18 protein-coding genes and 1 tRNA gene are annotated in these 20,909 nt (G+C 58.1%); 6 read left to right on the plus strand and 13 right to left on the minus strand.

From position 1 onward, the window contains the following. Positions 1-6: 6 nt before the first annotated feature. Complete coding sequence (locus tag ACYZT4_RS12350; RefSeq protein WP_461988113.1) at positions 7-702, minus strand: HAD-IA family hydrolase; 696 nt, start codon at positions 700-702, stop codon at positions 7-9. A 261-nt stretch (positions 703-963) separates the two neighbouring features. Here ACYZT4_RS12350 and ACYZT4_RS12355 point away from each other — a divergent pair, with 261 nt between their 5' ends. Together ACYZT4_RS12355 and ACYZT4_RS12360 are read left to right on the plus strand one after the other, a co-directional pair. Further along, a complete protein-coding gene (locus ACYZT4_RS12355; protein WP_461988115.1) occupies positions 964-5,823 on the plus strand; it encodes an RHS repeat-associated core domain-containing protein in 4,860 nt (1,619 codons plus the stop codon). Then, positions 5,820-6,215, plus strand: coding sequence for a hypothetical protein (locus ACYZT4_RS12360; RefSeq protein ID WP_461988117.1), 396 nt, complete (start codon positions 5,820-5,822; stop codon positions 6,213-6,215). The genes ACYZT4_RS12355 and ACYZT4_RS12360 overlap by 4 nt, the downstream gene beginning before the upstream one ends. A 58-nt stretch (positions 6,216-6,273) precedes the next feature. Here the strand turns inward: ACYZT4_RS12360 and ACYZT4_RS12365 are convergent, their stop codons facing one another. The 6 genes from ACYZT4_RS12365 to ACYZT4_RS12390 all read right to left on the minus strand — a co-directional run bounded on the left by ACYZT4_RS12365 (position 6,274) and on the right by ACYZT4_RS12390 (position 8,846). Next, the gene (locus ACYZT4_RS12365) at positions 6,274-6,489 is read right to left on the minus strand and encodes a hypothetical protein (protein ID WP_461988119.1); all 216 of its coding nucleotides are present in this window, start codon (positions 6,487-6,489) and stop codon (positions 6,274-6,276) included. 101 nt (positions 6,490-6,590) lie between these two features. Beyond that, positions 6,591-6,773 (minus strand): hypothetical protein, encoded by a 183-nt coding sequence (locus ACYZT4_RS12370; RefSeq protein WP_461988121.1) that lies wholly within the window; start codon positions 6,771-6,773, stop codon positions 6,591-6,593. Between the two features lie 126 nt (positions 6,774-6,899). Beyond that, on the minus strand, positions 6,900-7,328 hold the full coding sequence (locus ACYZT4_RS12375; protein ID WP_461988123.1) for a glycine zipper domain-containing protein: 429 nt from the start codon (positions 7,326-7,328) through the stop codon (positions 6,900-6,902). A gap of 187 nt (positions 7,329-7,515) precedes the next feature. Beyond that, positions 7,516-7,887, minus strand: a complete 372-nt coding sequence (locus tag ACYZT4_RS12380) for a bacteriocin (protein WP_128873396.1) — start codon at positions 7,885-7,887, stop codon at positions 7,516-7,518. A gap of 298 nt (positions 7,888-8,185) precedes the next feature. Continuing rightward, positions 8,186-8,374 (minus strand): hypothetical protein, encoded by a 189-nt coding sequence (locus tag ACYZT4_RS12385; RefSeq protein ID WP_461988125.1) that lies wholly within the window; start codon positions 8,372-8,374, stop codon positions 8,186-8,188. Positions 8,375-8,756: 382 nt separating this feature from the next. After that, positions 8,757-8,846: transfer RNA gene (locus ACYZT4_RS12390), tRNA-Ser, on the minus strand. 308 nt (positions 8,847-9,154) lie between these two features. Between ACYZT4_RS12390 and ACYZT4_RS12395 the strand changes: the two genes are divergently transcribed. The 3 genes from ACYZT4_RS12395 to ACYZT4_RS12405 all read left to right on the plus strand — a co-directional run bounded on the left by ACYZT4_RS12395 (position 9,155) and on the right by ACYZT4_RS12405 (position 11,921). Continuing rightward, the gene (locus ACYZT4_RS12395) at positions 9,155-9,844 is read left to right on the plus strand and encodes a crotonase/enoyl-CoA hydratase family protein (RefSeq protein ID WP_461988127.1); all 690 of its coding nucleotides are present in this window, start codon (positions 9,155-9,157) and stop codon (positions 9,842-9,844) included. Between the two features lie 211 nt (positions 9,845-10,055). Next, complete coding sequence (locus ACYZT4_RS12400; protein WP_461988129.1) at positions 10,056-10,778, plus strand: lysophospholipid acyltransferase family protein; 723 nt, start codon at positions 10,056-10,058, stop codon at positions 10,776-10,778. 171 nt (positions 10,779-10,949) lie between these two features. Next, positions 10,950-11,921 (plus strand): magnesium and cobalt transport protein CorA, encoded by a 972-nt coding sequence (locus ACYZT4_RS12405; protein WP_461988132.1) that lies wholly within the window; start codon positions 10,950-10,952, stop codon positions 11,919-11,921. A 100-nt stretch (positions 11,922-12,021) separates the two neighbouring features. On the opposite strand, the gene ACYZT4_RS12410 is transcribed toward ACYZT4_RS12405, so the two are convergent. The 3 genes from ACYZT4_RS12410 to ACYZT4_RS12420 form a co-directional block, all read right to left on the minus strand. Next, a complete protein-coding gene (locus ACYZT4_RS12410) occupies positions 12,022-12,744 on the minus strand; it encodes an amidotransferase (protein ID WP_461988134.1) in 723 nt (240 codons plus the stop codon). A gap of 95 nt (positions 12,745-12,839) precedes the next feature. After that, positions 12,840-14,984 (minus strand): 3-hydroxyacyl-CoA dehydrogenase NAD-binding domain-containing protein, encoded by a 2,145-nt coding sequence (locus tag ACYZT4_RS12415; RefSeq protein WP_461988136.1) that lies wholly within the window; start codon positions 14,982-14,984, stop codon positions 12,840-12,842. Between the two features lie 24 nt (positions 14,985-15,008). After that, positions 15,009-16,214 (minus strand): acetyl-CoA C-acetyltransferase, encoded by a 1,206-nt coding sequence (locus tag ACYZT4_RS12420; RefSeq protein WP_461988138.1) that lies wholly within the window; start codon positions 16,212-16,214, stop codon positions 15,009-15,011. Positions 16,215-16,812: 598 nt separating this feature from the next. Between ACYZT4_RS12420 and ACYZT4_RS12425 the strand changes: the two genes are divergently transcribed. Continuing rightward, on the plus strand, positions 16,813-17,634 hold the full coding sequence (locus tag ACYZT4_RS12425) for a c-type cytochrome (RefSeq protein ID WP_461988140.1): 822 nt from the start codon (positions 16,813-16,815) through the stop codon (positions 17,632-17,634). 60 nt (positions 17,635-17,694) lie between these two features. Here ACYZT4_RS12425 and ACYZT4_RS12430 read toward each other — a convergent pair whose 3' ends face one another. Genes ACYZT4_RS12430 through ACYZT4_RS12440 form a run of 3 tightly spaced genes read right to left on the minus strand, consistent with a single transcriptional unit; the run spans position 17,695 to position 20,879 of the window. After that, complete coding sequence (locus ACYZT4_RS12430) at positions 17,695-18,510, minus strand: transglutaminase family protein (RefSeq protein ID WP_461988142.1); 816 nt, start codon at positions 18,508-18,510, stop codon at positions 17,695-17,697. After that, positions 18,507-19,457, minus strand: coding sequence for an alpha-E domain-containing protein (locus ACYZT4_RS12435; protein ID WP_461988144.1), 951 nt, complete (start codon positions 19,455-19,457; stop codon positions 18,507-18,509). Before ACYZT4_RS12435 ends, ACYZT4_RS12430 begins: the two co-directional genes overlap by 4 nt. A 12-nt stretch (positions 19,458-19,469) precedes the next feature. Then, positions 19,470-20,879, minus strand: a complete 1,410-nt coding sequence (locus ACYZT4_RS12440) for a circularly permuted type 2 ATP-grasp protein (protein WP_017337349.1) — start codon at positions 20,877-20,879, stop codon at positions 19,470-19,472. Positions 20,880-20,909: the final 30 nt, after the last annotated feature.

Genomic DNA, 20,909 nt, shown 5'->3' on the forward strand with positions numbered 1-20,909 from the left:
TTTACATCACGCCCAATCGAGCGCCGGCAACCCGCAGGCACTCGGCGTGAATGCTTTCAACGTACGAAGAATGCCATCGGCGTGTGCGTATTTTTCGTCAGCCATCGCGGCATCGGGGATCGCAATCGCCGTCATCCCCGCCGCCTTCGCCGCTGTCACACCAAACGGCGAATCTTCAAACACCAGGCAATCCTCCGGCGCGACGCCCAGGCGCCGCGCTGCGGTGAGGAAAATATCCGGCGCCGGTTTGGCTGCGCCGACCTCCGGATCGTCAGCCGTGACAACGAAATCGAACAGCGCAAACCAGTCGCGATGCAAAGTGGTTTTCTGGCCGAAGGACTGACGCGACGAACTGGTTCCCACCGCTATCGGAATATTGTTGGCCTTCAAATGCCGAACCAGCTCCTCAGCACCGGGCATCGCCAGTGCCGTCGGAAAGCGCTCGCGCATCAGCGGCTCGCGGATCAGCAGGAACTCCTCAGGGGTGATCGGCAGCTCCAGCGCCTCGACCACATAACGCGCCAGATCGCCCGCGCCACGACCGATGATGTTCTGCTTGATGCTCCAGTCGAAGGTGCGGCCGTAGCGCCCGGCAATAAGGGACGTGACCTCGGTGTAAATGCCCTCAGTGTCCAGCAACAAGCCGTCCATATCGAAAATCACGGCTTTGATCGGGCCGAATTCTTTCAGTGGTGCATTCATCGCATCTGATCCGTTTTTAATGACATTCCGACCGACTCAGGCAGACCTGGGTCGCGGATTTGATTAAAGGGTTCAGCAGCATAGCGAGCGCGACCGGCATAGAGCAATGTGCAATCTCCCGACGGTAGCGAAACCCTGATGACGACGCTGGCAAGCATTTAGCGATTCGCCCTACATCAAACTCCTCCTTTCCCGACTTCTTTCCCGATTGATCCCCCGCAAAGTCTCGCGCTCCAAATCGATCTGCGCGAGAGGCTGCGAATGTTCAAACCTGACAAGGTCCTGGCCTTGAACAACGCTATCGGTCTGCTTGTGGTCGCAGCCATGAATCCCAAGCAGCCAAACGTGGAAGAGGTGTTCAGCGACTTCCGCCTTTGCCTAAACAAAGAAAAACACTGGATCGACGGGGCACTGGATGTCGATCAGGTGTTCAAGGTCGGCGACGAAGTCCGGCTAAGTGCACCGAAGGATTCGACCGCCCCCGTCAGTTCGACACTCGCCACCTGCCCGGCCAGCGGTCCCCTGACCCTGGTGCACATGTTCGACGCCGCGCGCTTCGTGCCGATCGGCAATACGCCGGTCACGCTTGAACCTTTACTCGCCGAGGACAACGGCGTCGCTACATTTGGCGAGCCGATTCATGAAGTCATCGGCCCCAGCGGCATCCTTGAAATCCCCACATGCTGGCGCGGCCAGCGTTACCGCATCACGTTCTTTCCCGATGTTTCCGAGGAACACGTCAGCGCGCTTGATGCGTCCTATCAACGTGTGATCGACGACCTTGAAGGATGGTTGCGTAACGAGTGGACACGTGAACTTCAGCCGATGTGGCGGGAATTTTCCGAGGCTGGTTTCACTGCACGTTACGGAATGCTGCAACGCGCCGATTGGCGGGGAGTCGACAACTCGCTGACCGGCGTGTGGAATGACGTAAAACAGCTTTACGCCCTGATCGCGGACCTGCGCGCCAACAGCGAAAAACTGCTCGAGTACCTGACCGACGCAGAACTCGCGACGCTGCTGAAAGCTTCGACCGAGTCCATCGAGAAACTGCTGCTGGTGTTGAGTGATGAACCGCTGCTGTTCATCCATCTCGCCGCCTTTACCAGTTGGTTGCGGATGCTGCCACCGCAATACATCGCCGAGGTGGTGGCGGAAATTCGCACGGAAATACTGATCGCTTTCCTGCTGGCGTGCCTCACCGGCCTTGCGGGTTTGAAGATCGGCATCAGTCTCAAAGTGCTGGCCAAGGTCAGGTCCGAGCGTGCGCGCCAATGGCTGGCGGCGGCGAGTTTGCGCTTGGCGAGCCTGACCGCCCGTGCTGATTTGGGTATTCACGCGGGCGTGCTTAAACCGCTGGTGATCAGCGGTCGAAATGCGCAAATCACACCGACCCCGGCCGTTCCGTTACTGATTGCCGCCAGTGGTTCACCAGCATTACGGGTGAACAATCCCCTCGCCATCGCCCGTACAAAATCCGCAGCGACGACACGCCTGAGCCGCGTGAAACATCGAGATGATGTCCCTGATTCGGGGAAGAACCCGAATGATCAAAGTGTCGATTGCGGACCGTTGACCTGCACCAACGGCTGCCCGGTCTCCATGGTCACCGGCGAGGAACTGCTGACCCTGACCGATGGCACGCTGGATGGATTGCTACCGTTCGAGTTCACACGCGTGTATCGCACCAGCGCCGTCGAGATCGACGGTGGCCTCGGTTTTGGTTGGAGTCATTCCCTGGCGCATCGTTTGGAGATCACCGGCGATACGGTCATCTGGATCGACCACGAAAACCGTCGCACGCCTTTTCCGTTGCCGAACAGTGAACGCGCGGCGATCCACAACAGTCTGTCCCGAGCGGCGATCTACCTTGGCGATGAGCCGGAAGAACTGATCCTTGGCCAGGCTGGCGAGAGGCCGCGTTTTTACCACTTTCGCACAGGCCGCCTGACTGCCATCAGCGATGCCTATGGCAATCGTCTGACAGTCCAGCGGGATACGGCCGACAGAATCATGCGCCTCGACAATGGCGCCGGGCGTTCGCTGCGATTGCGCTATGACCGCCGCCACCTGGCCGCCGTCGAGTATCAGAGCTTTCACCCCGCTGACACATTGGTAGATGCCTGGCGTACCGAGCAGACTTTGGTTGTTTACCGCTACGACGCCTGCCATCGCTTGATCGAAGCGACCAATGCAATTGGCGAAAGCGAGCGCTACGACTACGACGATCAACACGTCATTTTGCAGCGGCAACTAGGTGGCGGCGCGAGTTTCTTCTGGGAGTGGGAAAAGTCCGGCAAGGCTGCGCGATGTGTCCGACATTGGGCGTCTTTTTCGCAAATGGACACACGGTATGTCTGGGATGACGAGGGCAGCGTCACCGTCCTGAATATTGATGGCAGCGAAGAGGTTTATCAGCACGACGATCGGGCGCGGCTGGTGCGCAGTGTCAGTCCGGAAGGCGGCGAGTCTCGCAAGGCATACGACGATAAGGGCCAACTGATCACCGAGCGGAATCCGCTCGGTGCCGTCACTGAATACCGTTATGACGAAGTCGGACGGCTGACGGCTCTGATTCCTTCAGAGGGTGAGCCAACATCCTACGAGTACCGCAACGGCTTCCTGCATGCGCGGTATCGCGGCAAAGCGGTCTGGAAATATCAGCGCAATGCCCAGGGTGACGTCACCGAGGCGAGCGATCCGGAAGGCCACGTCACCCACTATCACTACGACAGGCAAGGCCAGCCGCTATCCATTCGATATCCGGACAACAGCCGTCACCTGTTTGTCCGCAATTCCCTCGGGCAGTTGATCGAAGAGACGCTACCGAACGGTAGTCAGCGTCGTTTTTCCTACGACTTGCTTGGGCGGCAGACTGCACGTCAGGACGCACAGGGTGCTGTCACCCGTTACCAATGGGATGCCGTTGGACGACTGATCCAGAAGACTTTTCCCACGGGCTCCACTCGCGCCTTCAGCTACAACGCCTACGGCAAGGTCACCGCTGAACGCGACGAACTGGGTCGGGTCACGCGTTATGAGTACGCCGACGATCTGCACCTGATCAGCCGGCGGATCAATCCCGATGGCACCCAACTGCGTTATCGCCACGACAACGCGCGGCTGTTGCTGACCGAAATTGAAAACGAATCCGGCGAAAAATATCAGCTGGACTACACACCCAATGGATTGATCCGACAGGAAATCGGATTCGATGGCCGACGCACCGCGTATGCCTACGACCTCAACGGTCAACTGCTGGAAAAAACCGAGTTTGGTGACGACGGCTCGCAGCGGGTCAGCGCTTTTCAACGGGACTCTACCGGACGGTTGCTGGTCAAGACGCTGCCGGATGGCATCAAGGTCGAATACCGCTATGACAGCCTGGGCCGGCTGGTCAGCGTCGATGACGGTCAGGATCATCCACTGGAGTTTGAGTACGACAGCCAGGACCGGCTGATCACCGAACATCAGGCTTGGGGAACGTTGCGTTATGGCTACGATGCCTGTGGACAACTCAATCATCTGCGCCTGCCAGACGCCAGCAAACTCGACTACCACCACGCCAAGGGCGGCGCACTGACGGCAATTGACCTTAATGGCACGCGCCTGACGTCGCATATATTTGTTGCCGATCGAGAACACAACCGCCAACAGGGCCTGCTGCTCAGCGAATATCAATACGACGACCAAGGGCGACTGACAGCCCACGCCATCAGCCAGCAGCAACAAACGCTGTATCGCCGCGACTATTCCTACAGCGCCAATGGCAATCTCGACAGCGTCGCAGACACCCGCCACGGCCAGCGCAGCTATCGCTACGATGCGCTCGACCGGCTGATCCGCGTCCGCCACACCCGCGATCAGCAACCGGAAAGCTTCGCCCACGATCCCGCCGGAAACCTGCTGATGCAGGACCGTGCCGGCGGAACAAAGGTGCTTGGCAATCGCCTGCTGATGCAAGGCGACCGCCATTATGACTATGACGCCTTCGGCAACCTGATCCGCGAACGCCGTGGCGCCGCGCAAACCCTCGTCACGGAATATCGCTACGACTGCCAGCACCGGCTGATCGGCCTCACCACGCCAGAGGGACGCTCCGCAAGCTACCGCTACGACGCATTCGGCCGTCGTATCAGCAAAACCGTCGACGGCAAAACCACCGAGTTCTTCTGGCAAGGCAACAAAGTCGTCGCCGAAAGCAGCCGCGAACATTACCGCAGCTACGTTTACGAACCCGGCAGCTTCCGCCCCCTGGCCATGCTCGACGGCAAAGGCCCGCGCAAAGCCTGCCCGTTCTACTACCAACTCGACCACCTCGGCACTGCGCAGGAACTCACCGACTACAGCGGCGACATCGTCTGGGCCGCCCAATACAACGCGTACGGGCGGCTTACCCGCCTTAACCGCGACACCCACCAGGTCCTCGACCAACCGCTGCGCTTTCAGGGGCAGTATTTCGATGCGGAGAGTGGCCTGCACTACAACCGACATCGGTATTACCAGCCGGATGTTGGCCGGTATCTGACACCGGATCCGAGCGGGTTGGCGGGTGGGTTGAATCAGTATCGGTATACGCGGAGTCCGACGAGGTGGGTTGATCCGTTGGGGTTGAGTGAGTGTCCGGGGGGTGGGAAGTGCGGGGGGGCTGAGGAGGTTGAGGATCCGACCAAAAAGGCAGCAGTAAAAGGGACTCAGACTGAATTACCCAAGCCGAAAGGAGAGGCTGACTACCTGTACCGAGGAGATCAACGAGAGCCTGATGATGTATTCGAAAATGGTTTTAAAAGTAAAGGTAAAAGCAATGACCTATTACTCCACTCCATCGACAGTGATCACCCACCGAGCAATTTTATTAGCACGTCGACCTCCCGAGATATGGGAAAAACTTTTGCCACTGGATTTAATACGAAAATGGGTTATCTCTACACCCTCCAAAAAATTCCAGGTTACGACTTGAAAAAAGAGCTCGGTACGATGTATCAGTTCGACAGGGAGAAGGAGATTGCCATCCCAAATCGGATCAAAAATGAAGATATCCTTGGAGCAACGTTGATCATTGATAATGGTAAAGAGTTTGGCTATTCGATCCCAAATCCAAACAGGAAAATCAGGAAATGAAGTCTGAAGTTGAGATAATAATCAGTATTGATAGCGCAAAGGAAGCAGCTCAACTTCTTTGCGACAGTGCAACCGTTTCTATCACTTTCGTGATGGAAAATGGCTTCCGCGAAACGTATGCCGATACTGATTTTTTTAGGTGTTTCGGACGGGTTCGTGCAGACAATCCCCAGATACAGTTTCTTTGCAAAGGATCAAAAATCAATGTCCACCCTTCCAGCATGTCTTCACAGATGTCTCTTGGGCTGAAGGCATACGAATTAACGCTAGGCAAGCCAGCGTCGATAGAAGATGTCATTTACATTTTTGACTATGACGAAGACAACCTGACGAATGATCCGAATGAACAAAGAAATTTTTATAGAAGATGGATTGAATCAGACAAAAAATAACGTGGCTTACCCACGTTATTTCCATAAAGCACGGCCATTGCAAGTGCGAAAAAATCGATCAACTCGGCTCCCCAGAACAATCATCCCCCGCAATATCCGGATCCTCAATGTCAGCCTCCACATCCCTAGTGCGCGTCACCTCATCATTCGGCAACTGCTCCACGCCATTCTCATCATCCGGCGGACGCTGGTCCCGGCTTAAAGAATCGGTGGGCGAAGGCAGTGGATATTCAGGGGTATCGTCAAAATTGACGTCTTTGGTGTCAGCGTTCATATAGCACCTCTCAAGGGATCTGAAATACAGGTCCTGGTATTTCGATGACCCTCTCAGAGGTGCAGTTCGATAAAAATGACGATCGGTCGAATGGCAAAAAACTACTGCTCGTCATCATCTTCGTCTTCGAGCTCCGTCAGCCCGACATCTCCCGCATCATCGGAATCATTCAGCGGCACCGTCGCGTCATCCATCAGTGATCCCGGATCTTCATTACCAGGGTCGTTGATAAACGGCAGGCCGCTTGGGCCTTTCTCTTCCTTGCCTTCGGTTTCAGGTGTCATGACAGGCCTCGCGATAGTCAGGGGTGTATGAGGTTTCGAGGCAGCCAACGGCTAAACGTTCCGGAAACCAGGGCACAGATACGAAAAACCCGGCACGGGGCCGGGTTTCAGTGTCATTCGATACGGTTAGCGATGTTTGTTTTTGTGCTTGTTCTTATGTTTGTTGTTATGCCCATTTCCAGAATGGGAACCGCCACTGTCGGTGCCGAGGTTATTCCCCACCGCACCACCCGCCGCACCGCCCAAGCCGGCGCCAATAGTGGAGCCGGTCGAACCGCCGAGACTGTTACCAATCACCGAGCCGCCCGCCGAGCCCAACCCACCACCGACGGCGGCTGCAGTGCGGCTACCCTTCGGCGCACCTACCGCGCTGCCCGCTGCGCCGCCGACACCGGCACCAATCGCCGCACCGGTGCTGCCGCCCATCTGCTGGCCGACCACGTTACCCAACGCACCGCCCAGACCGCCGCCAACAGCAGCGGTGCCATCACCGGCCGCCATTGCGCCTTGAGCCACCAAAAGTCCCAGAACCAACGTGGACAATGTCAAACGCATGAGAAGAACCTCTAATTCCGCATCGGGGAAAAGGACGCGTTGCGGATTCGCGGAGTCTAGCACCTGCCCCACTGAATCCGGCCAGCGTTGAGCGTTGGACCGCGAAAGATTCCACATCCGCGAAAGAGAAACAGGCAGATACAAAAAGCCCGGCATCACGCCGGGCTTTTCGGTTGATCGCTCAGGATCAGTGACGCTTGTGACCCTTGGCCAGGTTGCTGCCGACGCCGCCGCCCAACGCTCCGCCCAGGCCAGCGCCGATGGTGGAACCGGTCTTGCCGCCGAGGCTGTTACCGATCACCGAGCCACCCGCAGCACCCACGCCGCCGCCGATCGCCGCTTTGGTGCGGCTGCCCTTGCGTGCTGCCACGGCACTGCCGGCTGCGCCCGCAACGCCGGCACCAATTGCTGCGCCGGTGCTGCCACCCATGTTTTGACCGACCACATTACCCAAGGCGCCACCCAGACCGCCGCCCAGCGCGGCAGTGCCATCGCCAGCAGCCATTGCACCTTGAGCAACCAAAAGCCCCAAAACCAGAGCGGGCAGTGTTAAACGCATGACAAGAACCTCAAAAATGGGGAAATCAAAAAAGGGTCGCGATTGAATGCTTTAGCGGCGAGAAAGTCCAGACGCACGAACCCGACCCCGCCATCGGCGACGGTTGGACAGCGTTTTGGGGAAAGGTTTTACGACAGGCAAAAAAAAGCCCGCTGGGGAGACGGGCCAGGTATTGCTTTCTAACGGATGAGCTGAGACTACGTAAGGCCTTGTGAAAACTTTGTGAAATAAAACCCGGACTACGCGAAATCGCTCAGCCGTAAAAAAACCCCGTTTAAACGGGCCTAGGGGTGTTTGATTATTTTCTCGCGGGTGCCGCTACCTTGGGTAAAAATTTCGCTTTCGGCCCTCGGGGCGCCATGGATTTCATTTTGCCGAGCTTGACCTGATCGTCACCGTAAGCCACCACATATTCCGTCTGGCCACACTGCACGCAATTGTTGATCGGAAATTCAGCACCGTCGTCTTCGATATACGGATCAGCCATCTTTTCGCCCCTCTCAAATGCGGGATCGACACCGGCAAGCCCTATTTGCCCGAATCATATCGACCACCAAGATTTTGAGACTAGCCGGTCATTACCAGACTTGTTATTCCGATTTTCAAACCACCGACGAATGGCCGACGCCGCCTACTGCTAATTCCACCAAGGAATGCCAAGGCAATTGGACAAGGCTCAGGCTACATAGCGCATGTAGGCTACTTCCCATGGCAACGCTAACCACCTAAGTTTGCAGCATGACGCCCCACACGCCAGGGAAATCTCCTACATCAAATTCACAAATGCCCTGGCGCTGCGTAAAAACCACCCCAGAAACCACAAAACCCCTGATTTCTCTCGAAATCAGGGGTTTTGGTTACAACGAATTTGGCGGTGAAGGAGAGATTCGAACTCTCGATACAATTTCTTGTATACACACTTTCCAGGCGTGCTCCTTAAGCCACTCGGACACTTCACCGTATCTCATCAAACATGTTCTGTCTGTCGAGGCGCGCTAATGTAGTCGAAACCTTTTCCGATGGCAAATTTTTTTTGCAGAATTTTCATGCGCTTAGCGATTCAGCGGTTCAGCAGGTTTCGGGGCAAGGCAAACCTGCCAATCTTCGGCGTCGAGCTCTCTTCACTATAGAGGTACACGTGCGGCGGACGGGGTTGGCGGAGCTTGCCCGGAGGATAAAAGGGTGACTGGCGGGTCAGTCACGGCGCTTTACCTGGGCTGCAGTGGTGGGTAACGTCTGCCTCAACTTTCATACAAGGAATAGCGTCATGAGTGAGTTGATTTCCTACCACCTCGAAGACGGTATCGCGACCCTGACCTTGAGCAATGGCAAGGTCAATGCCATCTCACCGGACGTGATTGCCGCGTTTAATGCTGCGCTGGATCGGGCGGTGACTGATCGTGCGGTGGTGATCATTACCGGTACACCCGGGATTCTGTCGGGCGGGTACGACCTGAAGGTGATGACGGCGGGCCCTAAAGAAGCCGTGGCGCTGGTCACGGCCGGCTCTACCTTGGCGCGTCGGCTGCTGTCGCACCCGTTCCCGGTGATTGTCGCGTGCTCGGGGCATGCGGTGGCCAAGGGTGCGTTCCTGTTGTTGTCGGCGGATTACCGAATTGGGGTCGACGGTCCGTTCAGCATCGGCCTGAACGAAGTGCAGATCGGCATGACCATGCACCACGCTGGCATCGAGATCGCCCGCGATCGCCTGAGCAAAGCCGCGCTGCACCGCTCGGTAATCAATGGCGAGATGTTTAATCCGCAGAGCGCCGTGGATGCCGGTTTCCTCGACCTTGTGGTGTCCGCCGAAGAACTGCAAGGCGCCGCTCTGGCGGCGGCTCGTCAGTTGAAGAAGATCAATATGACGGCGCACAAGAACACCAAGCTGAAAGTGCGCAAGGCATTGCTGGAAACTCTGGATGCCGCCATCCTTCAGGATCAGCAGCATTTGGGTTAACCAGCCTGACGCACCGAAAAGCCCGACCGTCGTGTCGGGCTTTTTCTTACGTGCAATGTTGAAAAGCCTGTAACCGCTCTAGGACAGGTCTGACCAACAAGTCGGAAACATGCGCTCAAACATCGCCTATCTCCTCCCACTGTAGCTACAATTGCCGAATACAGTGCACATCCGTACACTGCGCCACCTTTTATTGCGGTGGGTCCTGCAGATGCTGTTTGTGATTCGTATGCTATTGATGGGCCTGCACTTTATGTTGGCCGGTGTGCTGGGGGTGATACTCGGCTTGTGCCGGCCATTCAACCCGGATAACAGCCGTGTGTGCGCACGTTTATATGCGTGGCCGGCGATGTGTATTCTGCGTCTGCGCCTGAAGGCTGAAGTCGGTCAGTTGATGAACAAGACTGAGAGCTGCGTGATCATCGCCAACCACCAGTCCAACTATGATCTGTTTGTGTTCGGCAACGTGGTGCCGCGCCGTACCGTGTGCATCGGCAAGAAAAGCCTGAAGTGGGTGCCGCTGTTCGGGCAGTTGTTCTGGCTGGCCGGTAATGTGCTGATCGACCGCGGTAACGCACACAAGGCGCGTCAGTCGATGCTGACCACGACGCACACCTTGCAGCATGAAGATACGTCGATCTGGGTGTTCCCGGAGGGCACGCGTAATCTCGGTGAGGAACTGCTGCCCTTCAAGAAAGGCGCGTTCCAGATGGCGATCGCCGCCGGCGTGCCAATCGTGCCGGTGTGTGTCAGCACTTACGTCAAGCACATGCGATTGAACCGCTGGCGCAGTGGGAAAATTCTGATCCGTTCGCTGCCGGCGATTCCTACGGCTGGATTGAGCCTGGACGACATGCCGATGCTGATCGCCCAATGCCGCGAACAGATGCGCGAGTGCATCGCTTCGATGGATCGGCAACTGCAAACCGCATAAACAAAACCCACGCTCTTAACTGCAGGAGCGAGCAAGCTCGCTCCTGCAGTTAAGAGCGCGTTTTAAAGTCACCTTTACGGCGAACTCTACAGATTTCACTGACTCTGAAGCAGCAGACAAGGCTAAGCTCAATATTGCCTGCCACCTGCTAATAAGAAGTGAATCTGAATCATGGGTCGAGTTGTTGCTGCTGCCGTTTACAGCGCTGGTAAGAAAGTCTCCAATATCACCCTGGACGAAGGCGCTGCCTGGGCTGCCAAGCCAGACCACTTTGTCTGGATCGGCCTCGAAGAGCCTAACGCTCAGGAACTGGCCAACCTGCAACGCCAATTCAAGCTGCATGAACTGGCCATCGAAGACGCCTTGGAAAAACACAGCCGACCGAAGCTGGAAACCTTTGGCGACGCGCTGTTTATCGTCACGTATTCGCCGATCCGTCACGAAGGAAAGCTTGAGTTCATCGAGACTCATATCTTTGCCGGCAACGGCTACATCATTACCGCACGCAACGGGCATTCAGCGTCCTACGCCTATGTCCGACAACGTTGTGAGGCGCGTCCGCTGTTGCTTGAGCACGGGGAAGATTTCGTACTCTATGCCCTCCTCGACTTTGTCATTGAAAACTACCAGCCGGTGGGCGAAGCGATTCATGCCGAGATTGATGAGCTTGAGCGCAACGTGTTGTGCAGCGCCCTGAATGAGCATGACATTCAGAAACTCCATGGCCTGCGTCGGGATGTTGTGCGCTTGCGTCGTTACGCGGCGCCGATGGTGGAGATCAGCGAGGAGTTGCAGAAGCTCAGTTTTCCGTTCATCGACAAGAACATGCGCCCGTATTTTCGCGATGTGCAAATCCATGTGACACGGCAGATGGAAGACCTGACGACCCTGGCGGATATCGCCAGTCAGACCATCGAGGTCGGGGTGTTGCTGGAGGCTTCACGCCAGAGCGTGGTGCAGCGCAAGTTTGCGGCGTGGGCGGCGATTCTGGCGTTCCCCACGGCGGTGGCCGGGATCTACGGGATGAATTTCCAGAACATGCCGGAATTGAGCTGGCACTACGGGTACTTCGCGGTGTTGGGGTTTATTGCGGTGGGGTGTGTGGGTTTGTGGGGGAGTTTCAAGAAGTCGGGCTGGTTGTAGCCGACACCGCGTCGTCTGTGACAATCGCTGGCAAGCCAACTCCTACAAGGAATACGCAATCTTCTGTAGGCGCTGGCTTGCCATTGATGCTTTTGGAGCGTTAAACCGTTTCCGGCTTATGCGCCACAAATCGCATCATCCACTCCGCAACGGTGGTGCCGTGATGCTCCTGCTCAAGGCTCGCCATGCCTTTCGAGTAGATCTGTTGGCCCAACGCTTCCTGGCGAATATCCAGCAGCGCTCGCGAATAGTCGTGAATGAACTCCGGATGCCCCTGAAAGCACAGCACCTGATCGTTGATGTGGTACGCGGCAAACGGACAGAACTCGCTGGAGGCGATGATCGTCGCGTTTTCCGGCAGCGACGTCACTTGATCCTGATGGCTGATCAGCAGCGTCAACTCTTCACGTAACGGGCTCATCCACGGCGCCTTGGCCGCGAGTTTGTAGCTGTGGGTACCGACGCCCCAGCCCTGCGTCGCGCGCTCGCTCTTGCCGCCCAGCAGCAGCGCCAGCAACTGGTGACCGAAGCACACGCCCAGCAGTTTGTCGCCGCGTTCATAACGGTTCAGCAGATAGGTTCGCAGGGTTTCAATCCACGGGTCGGTGCCAAAGGAATCGGCCTTGCTGCCGGTGATGAGGTAGGCGTCAAAGGTCTGATCATCGCTTGGGTATTCGCCGTGCATCACGTTGTAGACAGTGAACTCGGCGGCGATCGGTTGCTGCGAAAACAGACGCTGGAACATCTGCCCGTAACCCAGATATTGATCGACCAGTTCCGGACGCAGGATGTCGGTTTCCAGAATGCAGATGCGTAACGACATAAAAAATACCTGACACGTGATGGGAATAATGCACACCCCAGAGCCTGCCTCTAAACAGGGTGGCAAGGCAAGCCCCGGCGTGCGTTATCGGTCCCTTAGAACGCCTTCCCTCTCGCCGCTTTTTCCAGCAGCAATGCCGGTGGCGCAAACCGTTCGCCGTACTGTTCCGCCAGGTACTGGGCGCGGGCGACGAAGTCTTTCACGCCATACTGGTTGATGAACTGCAGCGCACCGCCGGTCCAGGCCGCGAAGCCGATGCCGAAGATCGAGCCGACGTTGGCGTCCGCCGTCGAGGTCAGCACGCCCTCCTCCACGCAACGCACGGTTTCGATGGCTTGCACGAACAACAGGCGATCACGTACATCCTTTGGCGAGATCTGCCCATCGGTTTTTTCGAAACGGCTTTTGAGTTCCGGCCACAGATGCTTTTGGCCACCGGCCGGGTAATCGTAGAACCCACCTCCCGCCGCTTTGCCCGGACGTTTGTACTCGTTGAGCAGCAAATCAATCACAGCAAACGCCGGGTGCTCTGTCAGAGGTTTCCCTTCTGCGTGCAGGTCTTTGGCGGTTTGCTGACGGATATGGCTCATGAGGCTGAGGGAAACTTCGTCGGAGATCGCCAGAGGCCCGATGGGCATACCGGCCTTGCGCGCTTCCGCTTCGATCATCGGTGCGCTAACGCCTTCGCCAAGCATGGCGATGCCTTCGTTGGTGAAGGTGCCGAACACCCGCGAAGTGAAGAAACCGCGACTGTCGTTGACCACAATCGGGGTTTTCTTGATTTGCAGGACGAAATCGAAACCTCGCGCCAGGGTTTCATCACTGGTGTGGGCGCCCTTGATGATTTCCACCAGGGGCATTTTCTCCACGGGGCTGAAGAAATGCAGGCCGATGAATTTGCTTTGATCCGGCACGGCAGTGGCGAGCCCGCTGATCGGGAGGGTCGAGGTGTTGGAAGCGATTACCGCATCCGGGCCAACGACCTGTTGTGCGGCGGATGAGACCTTGGCTTTCAGTTCGCGGTCTTCGAACACGGCTTCAATGATCAGGTCGCAACCGGTGAGATCAGTGTCATTTTCGCTGGTTTTGATCCGCGCCAGCACCGCATCGCGCTGTTCGGCGCTCAACTGGCCGCGTGCGACTTTCTTGTCCAGCAGCGCCGCCGAGTGCGCCTTGCCCTTCTCTGCCGCCGCGAGGCTGATGTCCTTGAGCACCACGTCGATCCCCGCCGATGCGCTGACGAAGGCAATACCGGCGCCCATCATCCCCGCGCCCAGAACACCCACGCGCCGCGTTACATAAGGTATAAAACCTTGGGGCCGCGAGCCGCCCGCGTTGATCTCGTTGAGCTGGAACCAGAACGTGCCGATCAGGTTTTTCGAAATCTGGCCGGTGGTCAGCTCGGTGAAGTAGCGGGTTTCGATCAGGTGTGCCGTGTCGAAATCCACCTGAGCGCCTTCCACCGCCGCGCACAGGATTTTCTCCGGCGCGGGCAGGCAGCCCTGGGTTTTGGTGCGCAGGATCGACGGCGCTATCGCCAGCATCTGCGCGACTTTCGGATGCGATGGCGTACCGCCGGGAATTTGATAGCCCTTCACATCCCAGCGCTGTACCGCCCCGGGATTGGCGATAATCCAGCTCCGGGCCTTGGCCAATAGCTCGTCAGCGTTCTTCGCCAGCTCATCGATCAACCCCGCCTGCAACGCCTGCTGCGGGCGGACTTTCTTGCCCTCAAGCAAATACGGCAGGGCTTTTTCGAGCCCGAGCATGCGCACCATCCGCACCACCCCGCCGCCCCCCGGCAGCAAGCCGAGGGTGACTTCGGGCAAACCAAGTTGCACCGATGCATTGTCCAGCGCCACGCGGTGATGGCACGCCAGGCAAATTTCCCAGCCCCCGCCCAGCGCAGCGCCGTTGATGGCGGCCACCACAGGCTTGCCGAGGGTTTCCAGCGTGCGCAATTGGCCCTTTAGCGTCAGCACCATGTGATAGAACGTTTCGGCTTCAGGTTTGCCGACCTTGATCAGCTCATTGAGGTCGCCCCCGGCAAAGAAGGTTTTCTTGGCCGAGGTGATAATGACGCCGGCGATGCTGTCTTTCTCGGCAACCAGGCGAGCGACGCAGGCGGCCATGGCCTTGCGGTAGACCGCGTTCATGGTGTTGGCGCTCTGGCCCGGCATGTCGATGGTCAGGACGACAATCCTGTCCTGGCCCGTTTCGTAACGAATGGCTTCAGTCATGGCAGGTTTCCTTAAGGTCGGGGCTCAAAGGCGTTCGATGATGGTGGCAATGCCCATGCCGCCGCCGACACACAGGGTCGCGAGGCCGTAGCGCAGGTGCCGGACTTCCAGCTCATCGAGCAGCGTGCCGAGAATCGCGCAGCCAGTTGCGCCGAGCGGGTGGCCCATCGCAATGGAACCGCCATTGACGTTGACCTTGTCCGGGTCGATGGCCATGTCCTTGATGAACTTCAACACGACCGAGGCAAACGCTTCGTTGACCTCGAACAGGTCGATGTCTTCAACCCGCAGCCCGGCCTTGGCCAGCGCTTTGCGGGTGGCCGGCGCCGGGCCGGTGAGCATGATGGTCGGGTCGGTACTGGTGACCGCAGTGGCAACGATTCGCGCCCGGGGCTGCAGGCCCAACGCGCGGCCCTTCGCCTCGGAGCCGATCAGCATCAACGCGGCACCGTCGACAATCCCGGAACTGTTGCCGGGCGTGTGCACATGATTGATGCGCTCGACATGGCTGTAGACTCGCAACGCGGTGGCGTCGAAGCCCATTTGCCCCATCATTTCGAAGCTCGGTTTAAGTTTGCCCAGTCCCTCGAGGGTGGAGTCGGCGCGAATGAACTCATCGTGATCAAGCAGCAGGATGCCGTTCTGATCCCGCACCGGCACCAACGATTTGCTGAACGAACCGTCGGCCCGGGCCCGCGCGGCTTTCTGCTGGGAATGCAGCGCGTAGGCATCGACGTCCTGACGGCTGAAGCCTTCGAGGGTAGCGATCAGGTCGGCGCCGACGCCTTGCGGGGTGAAATGACTGTGCAGATTGGTTTCCGGGTCCAGCGCCCACGCGCCGCCGTCGCTGCCCATCGGCACCCTGGACATCGACTCGACGCCGCCGACCACCACCAACTCTTCGAAACCGGAAAGTACTTTCATTGCCCCGAGGTTCACCGCCTCAAGCCCCGACGCGCAGAAACGGTTGATTTGCACGCCTGCCACACTGACGTCCCAATCGGCCACTTGCGTTGCAGTTTTCGCAATATCGGCACCTTGATCGCCGACCGGCGTCACGCAACCCAGTACCACGTCATCGACCTGGCTGGTGTCCAGCGAGGTGCGCTGCTGCAACGCCCGGAGCAAACCGGCCACCAGGTTCACCGGCTTGACGCTGTGCAAGGCGCCGTCGGCCTTGCCTTTGCCACGTGGCGTGCGTAATGCGTCGAAAATTAAAGCTTGGGTCATGACGTCCTCGAACCTGAGCGGTGAGTTAATGCTGAGCCCTCACCTTATGCCGAGCCACCGCCGATTCAATGACCGCAATGCTCGCTGACGTTGACGGACACGCTCAGACGGACGGTAGTGTGCTACCGGGTTAACCGTTTCAGGACACGGAGCTGTCTAGCAAAAGGGCGGCAAAGAAGCTGGCACATGGCCTCATGCCTTTTTCAAGGCATTTCGCAAGCTCTCCATATGAAATGGATCTAAGCCACGAGTGACGTGAGCCCTAAGGTGAACATATGCGAAGTTGTCGTCGGGTTTTGCCGAGGCGCTCGCTCTACAGGAAGTGAATCGCGCTGCCGTCATGGAGATATGCAGGCAGGCATCAGGAAATAACAAAAAAGGCGGTCAAGCCATGTTCAAACATTCGAAAGTACGTCAAGCCGGGCTCATTCTTTTCGCAACTACGCTGTTGTTGATTTTGCCGAACCTGACGAGGGTAATTGGTTAAGTCTGTTATCGAAAATACGGCGCCAGGGTTGTCTATTGTTTCATCAAAAATGTGACTGGCTCGCTATCCGGGCCAGGGTGGCTGTGCCAACCTTTACGGCAATTTCACCACATGGTTGGCGATCATTTGAAAACGCTCATTGTGCTGGGGGCTTTGCTGGTCGGCTCGCCTCTTTATGCCGCACAGCTGAACCTCGAGCTGGGCGAGAATAGTCGCACCTGGCAAACCGAGGAATTGCTCAAGCATCCTCAGGTTCAAACCCTCACGGTCAGCAACGACGTTTCTTATAAACGGGACATGAGCTATCGCGTCGTGCCCCTGGCGGTGTTGTTGACCGGCATCAAGCCGGACGATCACTTGCAAGCCGTAGCACTTGATGGTTTTGCCGCTGAGATGGTGGCAGCGCCTTTGATCAATGCCAAGGGTGCGCGCGCGTGGCTGGCGATTGAAGATCCCGCCAAACCGTGGCCGGCGCTTGCAGCAGGCAAGCCGAGTGCCGGACCGTTTTATCTGGTCTGGACTGACCCGCAGGCAGGCAACATCAGCCCTGAGCAGTGGCCCTTTCAAGTGGCTGCGATCAAACGCATGGCGCCCGTGGCCGAGCGCTTCCCTGCCTTGTTGCCTGATCCTGCGTTGAACGCGCACGATCCGGTGAACCTGGGGTTTGCGCTGTTTCAGAAGAACTGCCTGGCCTGTCACCGACTCAATGGTGCCGGGGACGCGCAGTTCGGGCCGGATTTGAATATTCCGTTTAATCCGACGGAGTATCTTGGGGCGGACTTCTTGAAGCGCTACATTCGGGACCCGCAGAGTTTGCGGCAGTGGCCACAGGCGAAGATGCCGGGGTTCTCGGCGCAGGTATTGCCGGATGGGGAGCTCGAAATGCTGGTGGGGTATTTGAAGCATATGGCTGGGCGCAAAGTTAAGCCCTGACGCAAACCCCCGTAGGAGCTGGCTTGCCAGCTCCTACGGGGGTTTGTGCGGTGTTCGTGATTATTGTTGCTGGACTGAGATCACAGGCAACGGTACCGGCGTCGGCGACACAAACACCTTCGCGTGCATCTGCTCGCAGCCACCACCCCGACGCATCCCGCGCACCGGGCACGCGTCCAGATAATCCAGGCCCACTGCCAGTTTCAAATGACGCTCCGGCCGTGCCAGTTCATTGGTCACGTCAAAGCTGTACCACGCGTCATCCAGCCAGGCTTCCGCCCATGCGTGACTGGCCAGGTGTTCGCAATTCTCGCTGTACAAATACCCCGACACGTAACGCGACGGAATGCCCAGGCTGCGTGCACACGCGAGGAACGCGTGGGTGTGGTCCTGGCATACGCCGGAACGTCCGGCGAAGGCCTGGGCCGCGCTGGTGTCCACTTCGGTGGAGCCCGGCGTGTAGGTCATGTGCGAATTCAAGCCATGCATCAAGTCAATCAGTGCCGTGCGGTCCCGGCGCTTCTTGCACTCTTTCTCGGCGAACGCGCGCAAGGCCTCGTCGGGTTCCGTCAGGCGCGTGAACCGCAGGAATGGCAGCGCTGACTGGCTCTCGTGCTCGGCTTCGCGCAATTCGTCGATGTCGACCTGGCCACGGGCACCGATGATGATCGCCTCGTGCGGTTCGTCCATGGTCAGCACGTGCAGGATGTTGCCGAACGGATCGAGTTGCGCGCGCACCGGGCGCGGCAGGTCGAGTTGCCAACTGAGCACATGCTGGCGCTCGCTGTCGTGAGGAGTCAGTCGCAGGTACTGGATGCTCGCCCGCACCTGATCTTCGTAGTGATAGGTGGTTTCGTGGCTAATGGAAAGTCTCATGCAGCCTCCAGGTAGGAACTGTGTATGGCGTTACCCAACTGGCGCACCAGCGGGATGAACTCGGTCAGCCAGGCGTGCAGGCCTTCGTCGAGAATTTCGGAGATGCCGGTGTAGCGCAGGCGCGCGTCCATTTCCGCTGCCAGACGTTGTGCCGGACGGCCGTTGGCGCCGGGCAACTGGGCGAGGATCTGGTCGATTTCTTCGGTGCAGGCGCGCAGGGAACGCGGAACGTCGGCGCGCAACAGAAGCAGTTCCGCCACATGCCGGGCACCAGGTGCATCACGGTAGATTTCGGTGTAGGCCTCGAATGACGACAATGCCCGTAGCAAAGCGCTCCACTGGTAATAGGCGTGAGCCGTACCATCGCTGACCGCTTCGGCCTGATCGCCGGCCATTTCGTAACGGGCATCCAGCAGGCGCAAAGTGTTGTCGGCCCTTTCGATAAATGTCCCCAGCCGGATGAAACGGAACGCGTCGTTGCGCATGATCGTGCCGTACGACGCGCCACGAAACAGGTGGGAACGTTCCTTGATCCACTCGCAGAAACGGCTCATGCCATAGCGACTCAAACCCTGTTCGGCGATCCCGCGAATTTCCAGCCAGGTCGCGTTGATGTTTTCCCACATGTCCGCGGTGATTCGGCCACGCACCGCATGAGCGCTGGCCCGCGCCGAACCTAGGCAGCTGTAAATACTCGCCGGGTTGGCCGCATCAAGGGCGAAAAAATGCAGCAGCCGTTCGGCGTGCAACTCGCCGTGGCGCTCCAGATAGTCCTCGAGGGTGCCGGTGATCAGCAGCGGCATGGCGAGTTCGTGCAGACCGTCACCGCGACCATCCTGTGGCATCAGCGACAGCGAATAGCTGATGTCGAGCATCCGTGCGAGGTTTTCCGCCCGCTCCAGGTAACGCGACATCCAGTACAAATCCGAGGCAGTTCTACTTAACATGGCAAGCTTCCTTCAATCCTCGACCACCCAGGTGTCCTTGGTTCCGCCGCCCTGGGAGGAATTCACCACCAGGGAGCCTTCGCGCAGCGCGACACGGGTCAAGCCGCCAGGCACGACCCGGGTTTCGCGGCCAGACAATACAAACGGACGCAGGTCGATGTGACGTGGCGCGATGCCGTTTTCGACAAAGGTCGGACAGGTCGACAGCGACAACGTAGGTTGCGCGATGTACGCGTGGGGCTTCGCTTTGATTCGTGCGCGGAAGGACTCGATTTCCGCCGCCGTCGCCGCCGGCCCCACCAGCATTCCGTAACCGCCGGAGCCTTGGGTTTCCTTGACCACCAGATCTGGAAGATTCGCCAGCACGTGGGAAAGTTCAGAGGGATTGCGACACTGGAACGTCGGAACGTTCTTCAGAATCGGCTCTTCGTCAAGGTAGAAACGGATCATGTCGGTCACGAATGGATACACCGATTTGTCGTCCGCGACCCCGGTGCCAATGGCATTCGCCAGCACCACATTGCCCGAGCGGTAAGACGACAGCAGCCCCGGGACGCCAAGCATTGAATCCGGGTTGAACGCCAGCGGATCTAGAAACGCATCGTCGAGACGGCGGTAGATCACATCGACCGCTTTCGGCCCGTCCGTGGTGCGCATGAACACCTTGTCGTCGCGCACGAACAGGTCCGCGCCTTCCACCAGCTCCACGCCCATTTCCCGAGCGAGAAACGCATGCTCGAAAAACGCGCTGTTGAAGCGTCCCGGGGTCAGCACCACTACGCTCGGGTTATCGATCGGGCTGGAGCTTTTCAGGGTGTCGAGCAACAGGTTCGGATAATGGTCGATTGGCGCGATGCGCTGGGCCGAGAACAGCTCGGGGAAGAGCCGCATCATCATCTTGCGGTCTTCGAGCATATAGCTCACACCGCTGGGTGTACGCAGGTTGTCTTCGAGCACGTAATACGTGCCGTCGCCATCGCGCACCAGATCGACGCCGGAGATGTGGGAATAGATATCCCGGTGCAAATCCAGGCCTTGCATCGCCAACTGGTATTGCTCGTTGGCCAGCACCTGTTCGGCCGGGATGATCCCGGCCTTGATGATGCGCTGCTCGTGATAGAGGTCGGCGAGAAACATGTTCAACGCCTTGACCCGCTGAATGCAGCCGCGCTCGACGATCCGCCATTCGCTGGCAGGGATGCTGCGCGGAATGGTGTCGAAGGGAATCAGGCGCTCTGTGCCCTGCTCGTCCCCGTAGAGCGTGAAGGTGATCCCGGCGCGATGAAACAACAAATCGGCCTCACGGCGCCGTTGTGCCAAGAGCTCGTCAGGCGTCTCGGCCAGCCAACGGGCAAACTCCCGATAATGCGGGCGGACCTGGCCGCCGGCATCGTACATCTCATCAAAATAGGTGCGGATCATGCCGTACTCCTTGTCACCCGGACATACAGG

Source organism: Pseudomonas sp. GB2N2 (assembly GCF_054897705.1).